This window comes from Pseudoponticoccus marisrubri, from assembly GCF_001482405.1.
GTDB lineage: Bacteria > Pseudomonadota > Alphaproteobacteria > Rhodobacterales > Rhodobacteraceae > Pseudoponticoccus > Pseudoponticoccus marisrubri.
Genome location: NZ_LPXO01000030.1, coordinates 1 through 8035, shown reverse-complemented (window position 1 = coordinate 8035; position 8035 = coordinate 1). Strand labels below are relative to the sequence as shown.

4 protein-coding genes and 1 pseudogene are annotated in these 8035 nt (G+C 58.1%); all 5 read left to right on the top strand.

Annotation, left to right across the window (positions count from 1 at the left end; genetic code table 11):
* Positions 1–586: 586 nt before the first annotated feature.
* Complete coding sequence (locus tag AVJ23_RS23530; protein ID WP_099045549.1) at positions 587–1498, top strand: MobA/MobL family protein; 912 nt, start codon at positions 587–589, stop codon at positions 1496–1498.
* A 432-nt stretch (positions 1499–1930) separates the two neighbouring features.
* Positions 1931–3610, top strand: coding sequence for a ShlB/FhaC/HecB family hemolysin secretion/activation protein (locus AVJ23_RS21645; RefSeq protein ID WP_058864319.1), 1680 nt, complete (start codon positions 1931–1933; stop codon positions 3608–3610).
* A gap of 1 nt (position 3611) precedes the next feature.
* Positions 3612–6788 (top strand): two-partner secretion domain-containing protein, encoded by a 3177-nt coding sequence (locus AVJ23_RS21640; protein ID WP_084794870.1) that lies wholly within the window; start codon positions 3612–3614, stop codon positions 6786–6788.
* A 37-nt stretch (positions 6789–6825) separates the two neighbouring features.
* Complete coding sequence (locus AVJ23_RS21635; protein ID WP_058864317.1) at positions 6826–7305, top strand: hypothetical protein; 480 nt, start codon at positions 6826–6828, stop codon at positions 7303–7305.
* Between the two features lie 367 nt (positions 7306–7672).
* Positions 7673–8035 (top strand): annotated as a pseudogene (locus tag AVJ23_RS21630) (hypothetical protein); the annotation flags it as partial.

Genomic DNA, 8035 nt, shown 5'->3' with positions numbered 1-8035 from the left:
CTGCTCGTCGGTCAGCCAGAAAAGGTCGCTCATGTCACCGCTCCGTTTTCAGAGCCGTGAATCATGCCGTACAGCGACAATCAATGCATCCTGACCCTAGGTCTGTGCCGATATTGATAACTTGTTCGTTCGAAAGATTCCGGATGGCATATTGAGAGCGAAGATACCACTGCGAATGCCTCGATGCGGTAAGGGCAAGTTGGAAAAGGGAGCGTTCTATTTCGGAAATCATTTCTTGGGACCTATGTGAATTTGGAAGGCGCACAACGGATAAAATAGTCATTTTATCCCTCCTGCCAAAAAACCACTTATGGCCCTATTTTCGTTTCGGCATTCCGTAAGAACATTTTCCGAGAATAGAACCGCAGAGGCGCGCGCCGCGAAGCACGGCCAAACGGCGGCACATCTGCACTACATCACCCGCCCGCAGGCGGCGCGCATTGTCTTGCGCGGGCGACTACGCGATGCGACGGATGCCGCGACAGCAGCGGCCGCAGAGAAGGAAGCCGCGACTCGAAAGGGCCGTTTCTGTGAGCGCTTCATTATCGCCCTTCCCGTTGAGGCTACGCCTTAGCAGCGCGAGTCGCTGGTCAGCGCCTTTTGTGGAGCGATCACGCAAGGCGTTGCCGGATATGTCGCAGCCATTCACGACAAGAGTGGCAACGACGCCACCAATCCCCACGCGCACATCGTGGCCTTCGATGTCCAAGTAAAAACCAGCGGGCGGGGACGGCCACGAAGCACCATCGGCATGGCGCGCAAAAACGCGGTCGAGAAGACCGCTGCTCTTTGGGCCAGTCTCCACAACCGAATGATGGACGGCTGGGGATATGGCCCTGAGAGCCATATCACGCACCTGTCCTACGCCGCGCGTGGGATCGACCGCATTCCGCAAATCCACGAGGGCGCGGCCAGCCGTGCCATGGCGGAACGCGGCGAGGAAGGAGCGGCCAAGCCCGAATGGCACCATATTGACCACGGGCACAGCCGAGCAGAGGCAAACGCCGTTATCAAGGAAATCAACGCCATCAAGGAGGCAGACAATGAGCAGACCGCAAACGACACCGACCATCGACTGGGAGGAGACCATGATCACGACCGAACAGAATGCGAAGGTCGCGGCCAAAATGACCGAGCGCGCGGTGGGCGCGTTGGTGGAAGTCCTGGACAAACAGGAGAGCTCTTCGAAGCGAGTGAGCGAATTGGCAAAGGCGGTCGAGGAAATCAGGGCGAGACCTGTGCCGACAGCCGCGCCGCCGCCAAACCGCCCTTCCTCGCCGACGCCACGCCGCCAGCGCCCCCACACTTTGCCCCTGATCGTCGCCTTCGTCGCAGGGGCCGCCTGCGTCGGGTTTTTCGCGAGTTGGTGATGCTGCGCGATACTCTGCGCGCAAGGCTCTTTCGAGATCGGAGGGTGACGGCGCGCGGCCACGAAAGCCATCGCGAGAGCGCGCCGGTTGTGAGCCGCCCACGCGCTCGCGAAGTCGAGCGCGAATAGACCAAGCCGTTCTCCGAACGAAGCAGGAAGGCGGCCAGCCACAGGACGCGACGGGGCTGTGCCCGCTTATCCTGTGACTGACGAGATCCCGTTCATAGGTGTTCCGCCTGCCAGCCGGTCAGGCCCGCGACAACAGGCAAGCGCCGCTGCGCGTCGGTTCCGGTCGAGAAACCCGGTTCCTCCCACGCGCGCGCGGTTCCCTCCCAGTTTCACGCCCTCCACCCGGTTGTCCCAGTCCTGATCGACCGCAGGACGGGCTTTGCCCCTCCTGCTCTGCCGCTTGAAAAGCACGGGCTTTTCGACGGAAGAGCAGGAGGCCCGCCCGAGGGCGGACGCGCGTTGCAGCAGAGCAACGGTGCAGCGGCTATACAATAAAGCCTTATGCCAAATCGCATGTTGTCATTATCTTCCCGCGAAGAAATGGGGACAGACATGCGCTTTCGTGATTTGAGCTTGGTAGGATTGACGGCCTCGTTGTTCGCACTCCCGTCGTTCGCACAGGATGAGTTTGAGCAGCTGGATGATCGTTTCGAGGAAGAACGCCCGGTGCTCTCGGCCCCTGGCACAGTGCTTCCTCGCTTTGACCCTGTGTCCCCACCACCAGCAGCAGCGTCAATCACTTTCCGCCTCAACAGGGTTGTCGTCGAAGGTAGAACTGCGGTTTCAGAAGATGTCATCGATGACGCCTACGCGTCTCTTGTTGGAACCGAGGTCTCGGTCGCTCAAATCTTTGGGATCGCAAACGAGATCACGCGCATCTATGGAGATGAGGGCTATCCCCTTTCGCGAGCGGTGATTCCGGCGCAAGAGATCGACGACCGTGGGATCCTCCAGGTTGTGATTGTCGAAGGCTTCGCCGACAGCGTCGTGGTCTCCGGTCCTGCTGAGGGAAACCCTGTCATTGCTGCCTACGCTGACGCTATCGCAGCCGAAAGACCGCTTACGACAGCTACTTTGGAACGATACCTGCTACTTGGTGACGATCTACCCGGTATTGAGGTCAGCTCGGTATTGCAACGCTCGGAGACAACGCCATCGGCAACCGACATCTTGCTTACCTCCCGCGCAACGGATTCAACGGATTTCTCTCTGTCTCTGGACAACTTCGGCACGGAAGCTGTTGGCCCGTATCAATTGACCTTCTCTAGCACGGTCCAGAACTTGCTCCATCGCAACAGTGCCACCTCTCTGCAATTGGTCCTAGCGCATCCGAGCGAGGAACTCGCCTACGGTTCCATTGAGCACTCCTTCGTCGTCGGCACCGAAGGCACCGAAATCTCGCTCGGCGGACGCTTTTCCACTTCGGAGCCTGGCATTGATGCTTTGACCGCCATCGACCTGTCATCAGAAGCGCGGACTTGGTTTTTGGGGGTCGATCATCCTTTCATTCGCAGTCGGAACCGAAATCTGATCGGCTATGCGACATTTGAAGGGCGGGACTCGGAGACTGACTCCATCGGTGGTCTGCTGACGCAGGATAGCATTCGGTCACTTCGTTTTGGTTTCAACTACGACACAGCGCTGGAAAGTGGGGCGATTCTTGTCGCGATGGTTGAGGCTAGCCTCGGCATCTCCGGTTTGGGCGCAAACGGTAATTCCGATCCACTGAACTCTCGCGCCGATGGACGCGTTGACTACCGCAAGCTGACATTTGACCTGTCATATAGGCATCCGTTGAACGGCCTCTTGGGGGATGATGCTCCTTGGACCTTCGCGGTGGCAACAACCGGACAACTGACGGGTCAACCTCTCCTTGCTTCGGAAGAGTGTTCATTCGGAGGTGGGCAGTTCGGGCGTGGTTTTGACCCTTCGACAATCTCGGGCGACCAGTGCTTGGGTCTCGATCTGGAATTGAGCCGTTCGGTCGACGCAGGAGCCGCCTTGGACAGTCTTCAAGTGTACGGGTTTGCTGACTATGGTGCGGTTAGGAATCTCGACAGCGGTGCGCCCTCTGGATGGGCCAACGTCGCCTCTGCCGGGTTTGGCGCGGATTTCGGCTTTTCCGACGCGCTGAGTGGCAGCCTTGAGGTTGGTGTCCCCCTCCGAAACTCGACCACACTTGACCTGGACCGTACCCCTCGAGCAACCTTTAGTGTCAGCTGGGACTTTTGACATGACATTTACGCGCAAAGTCAAGGCTTCGCTTGCCTCTTCCGCATCGATCCTTGCCCTTGGTATCTGCGGCCCCGTAGCAGCCAATCCAGAAGACGGAGTTGTTGAATACGGAGACGCCGTCATTGGCGCGGTTGATCCACAGACTCTCGAGGTGCGCCAGTCATCGGACCGGGCCGTCATTAATTGGGGCAGCTTCGATATTGATGAGGGCGAGACGACGCGGTTCATTGTGCCGGAAGCGTCATCGGTCACGCTCAATCGTGACATAAGCGGCGACCCATCAGAAATCTATGGAACCCTTCAGTCGAACGGTCGCCTGTTCCTTGTCAATCGCAGCGGCATTCTATTTGGCGAAGGGTCGCGCGTTGACGTTGCTAGCCTCGTGGCCACGACGCACGACATCCGCACGGAGGACTTCGCCAACGGGCGGCTGGAGTTCACCATTCCCGGAGATCCCGGCGCCAGCGTTATCAATCGCGGTCAGGTGACAGTGGGGAATCTGGGCTTCGGTGCTTTCGTGGCCCCGCATATCCGGAACGATGGCGCAATCGTCGCCAATCTCGGCCGCGTGGAGATGGCATCGGCCAATGGCTTCACGCTAGACCTGCACGGCGACCGACTGATTTCCTTCATGGTCGAGAATCCCAACGACCTCGGGCTCGTGGACAGCGACGGCAATCCGGTCGGTGCCTTGGTCGAGAACAGCGGAACCATTAGTGCCAACGGCGGCCAAGTCGTCTTGTCCGCCGCTGCGGCGCGGGGCGTGATTAACCAGGTCATCAATACCGACGGGATTATCGAGGCCAATACTGTCGCAACACGAGGTGGCCGGATCATCCTCGGTGGCGGTGATGCGGGAGTAGTTCAGGTAGCCGGTAAGGTTGCCGCGCGCGGCGACGACCACGGAGAAACTGGCGGAACAATAGCGGTGATGGGCGAGGTCCTTTCAGCCACCGAGCTAGCTTTCATGGATGCCTCTGGGAGTGGCGGCGGGGGCCGGCTGATGTTTGGTGGCGACTATCTGGGTGGCCGCGCGGACGATACGCGGCTGGCGGAGCTCGGCATCGAGCGATCCGAGATGGACTTGGAGCCATCGCAGGTCGTCGCGCTTGAACGGGATGCGACCCTGTCAGCAGATGCCGACGACCAGGGCGATGGTGGGGTTGTCATCGTATGGGGCGATCAAGGACAGTTCAACCATGCGACCTTGACAGCCACTGGCGGACCAAATGGCGGGAATGGCGGCTTTGTGGAGACATCGGCGGCGAATCTCCAGTTCAACGGCACCGTCGACGTGTCGGCGAGCAATGGTGTCGGAGGGACATGGCTTCTGGATCCGCTCAACATCACCATCGATGAAATGGACGAAGCCAACGCCAATTGGTTCCCATTCATCGACAACTGGAATCTGGCGAATGGTGGGTCGTACGAGGCGCTTTCATTCGCTGCGACCGACCGTGGGGCAATAGTTCCGGTCGACGTGATCGAAGACACGCTTAGCCGCGGAAACAATGTCGTCATCACAACCCTTGGAACAAGTGGCAGTCAAAGTGGGGACATCCGACTCAGAACGGATGTCAGCGTGCGAAACGCCAACGGAGCTCGACTCGCCCTTCTTGCCGACGACGACATCCGCATCGATCGCGGTGTGGATGTGCGTGCGCGCGATGGACGCCTCACATTTGAACTTGCGGCATTTGGGGGCGACATCGATGCTGACGGCATCGGCCGTATCGATCTGGACGGCGGTGAACTCATCCTTCAGTTCGAGGATGGGCTGGATATCTCCTCGCGCTACGACATGCCGGAAACAGTGACGCTTATTGCGCTCAATGAATCGCTCGGTAACCGCAGGAGTCGGGTGGATTTCAGTTTTGATGACAATTTCGGTCACTTTGACTACACTGGTAACGTCGTCAATTTATACCCGGGATCGCTCGATTTGCGTGACCGTACATCGCACGGTCATGTCAACCTGATCTTCGATCACCCGGTTGAAGCACGGGTATGGAACTTGGCGGTAATTTGGGATGACAACCACTCTTGGAGCGCGGACGGATTCCGGGTGGGCGGTGTCGAAGACTTCAATGCCTTGGACGGTATTCCGGAATATGTCGGTGATACGACTGTACTAGGGTTCGGGCCCAACCCCGGCAACGGCCTCGTGTCGGTGTTCGAGATTTCCGACGATTTGGACCAGACCGTGGACCGATACATCGTCACGGCCCCGGCGGGACAGGCGATCCTCGATGCGCATCTGGCAGAGGTCTCGCGCCGGACGCAGACGCCGGTGCAGGAGGCGGTTGGGCAGGTTGAGGCGGTAGTGGACCGAGAGCCGGTAGGTCCAACTCCTGCTAGGGTTGAGGCGAGTTTCCAGCAACCAGAGCGACCTCCATTATTTGCGAATCCAATTGTAGATCGATTGCTAGCGATGCCTGCTCAAAATTCTCCGATCGAGCTTTCCGACGAAGAGCGCCGTGCTGCAAGCGAACTTCCCCTGCAGACAGTTTCAGAACTCCCATTTTCGCGCGAAACCTACGATAGGGTGGTAGTCTACGCAAAGTCGCTGGATACAATTGCTGGCGGCATGGATGAACTAACTGAAGGTTCGATTGCCGAGATTTCTACTGTGTACGGAGTATCGTGGGCAGAAGTATTCGGCGAGTTGTTGTTATTGGAAGAAATAAGTGTAGCTCTCTCGGACGGGCGTTATGAAGATGCGCTAGTTGCCGCCGCAAGTAGAGCAAATTCTGAGCTAGTCGGCTTGACCGCTTTGGGTGGTGCAGCCAAAAGCGCCGCTGCAATCGGCAGACTTGCTTCGCTTCCCATTACTTCACAGGTTAGCCGGTTTGTTGAGATGGTGGCTGCGAGAGGTGCCAACCAGCAAAGAGAGGCGTACTTCTTTTTGCGTGATCAGGGGTTTAGCCACTCTCAAATAATTAACAATGATGGCGTCGCACAGTTTTTGGTTTCTGACGGTTGGATTCGAAGACTATATCTGACGGGCCGGCCTGACTTCGCTCAAAACTCCACGGTCCAAAGCCCTGCCGGTAATATTTCCCCCGAAGATTTCTTAAATATGATGCAGTTGCTCTACGAAGCCACGCAAAATGCGCGAGAGTTGCCAATGCTTCGTGAACGCGTTGTCGACGAGTTCTTGAACGAGCAGGCTTAGTATACATCAGGTTCGATTTAAAGTGACGGCAGAGCCGATGAACTTCGAAGATGGCGGTCTGTTCTCAAAGCCCATGGGATCAGGCCATGACTACTTTCGGGTCAGAGAGGGCTATGCTTGGGATTTCGTCGAGTTGGAAAAAGAGCTCCAACGTCTTGGGTACCGGATCGGATATGAGAGTGGTTACATCGGGAAGAGTGAAGACGACGACGCTGTCACCATGAGTATCGAGATTTTCGTCGGCGAAGAGATCGAAGGGGATATCGTCGAAGCCTCGTTCGATGTAACCGTGGTGGAGACCGACCCCGGTAAGGCGAGGCTCACCTATGCACCGATGACCGGTCCCGTATCCGCACCCGGAATCGACTATCAGGGACCAGGCACGCACGAAGCGATTTCGACCGAACCAGACAACGCAGTCGTCGTGAAAGTCGCAGGCGAGATCCATGGTCTCGCCAAGATCATGATCCCTGCGCATAAAGCCGAAGGTTGGGGGCGTGCAATCGAAAGCAGTTAGAGGCCCAACGCGTTTAGTTGTCAGCAGCTCACCCAGGGCAGCTAGCACACTAGAAGCACGCGCGTTTCAGTCCTGGAACTGCCCTACCAGTTGATACCTCTGTTCGTGTTAGTCCAAATCGAGCCCCCGCAACCAAATCTGTCAAAGAGCACAGCCTCTGAAGAGCCTCCAGCAAGGGGGGCATTTTGCAGTCCGCGCCCGTGTCAACACTGTGTCAACAGAACCCCGACGCTGCGTGTCAACGGATGGCGCCGACTCGCGCCGCACTCTCCGCTTGATCGGGGCGCCCTCTGGAACGTGATGGCGCTTGTCCGCGCGTTGCCACTGCGATTGGATAGGAGAAATTCCAGAGAGGTTCGAATTGCCCATGCCGATCTACGAGTTTGCCAGCGAGGCAATCCGTCCCCTCGCCAAGACCACATTCAGCGTCGCGCAACTGCAGGAGCGGCGCGATCTGCAACGCCTGCTGCGGGCGAACATCGTCGTGGTCGCACCTGACACGCTGGTGATCGCGGAGGAGTTCGGGGACTGGGACGAGTCGCGCCGGCGCATCGATCTCCTCGGCATCGACCGCGATGCAAACCTCGTGGTGATCGAGCTCAAGCGGACCGAGGACGGCGGCCACATGGAGTGTCCGTCGTCAGATAATTTGGGACGCTTGAGCGCTTTCCAGACTGGAGGCTCTGGCTCACCGCTGGTTGATGTTACGCGTTTGCAGTTTCGTGGCGCA

Coding starts and splice junctions, on each gene's coding strand:
- AVJ23_RS21645 (WP_058864319.1), top strand. CDS start 1,931: ATGCGCTTTCGTGATTTGAGCTTGGTAGGATTGACGGCCTCGTTGTTC.
- AVJ23_RS21640 (WP_084794870.1), top strand. CDS start 3,612: ATGACATTTACGCGCAAAGTCAAGGCTTCGCTTGCCTCTTCCGCATCG.
- AVJ23_RS21635 (WP_058864317.1), top strand. CDS start 6,826: ATGAACTTCGAAGATGGCGGTCTGTTCTCAAAGCCCATGGGATCAGGC.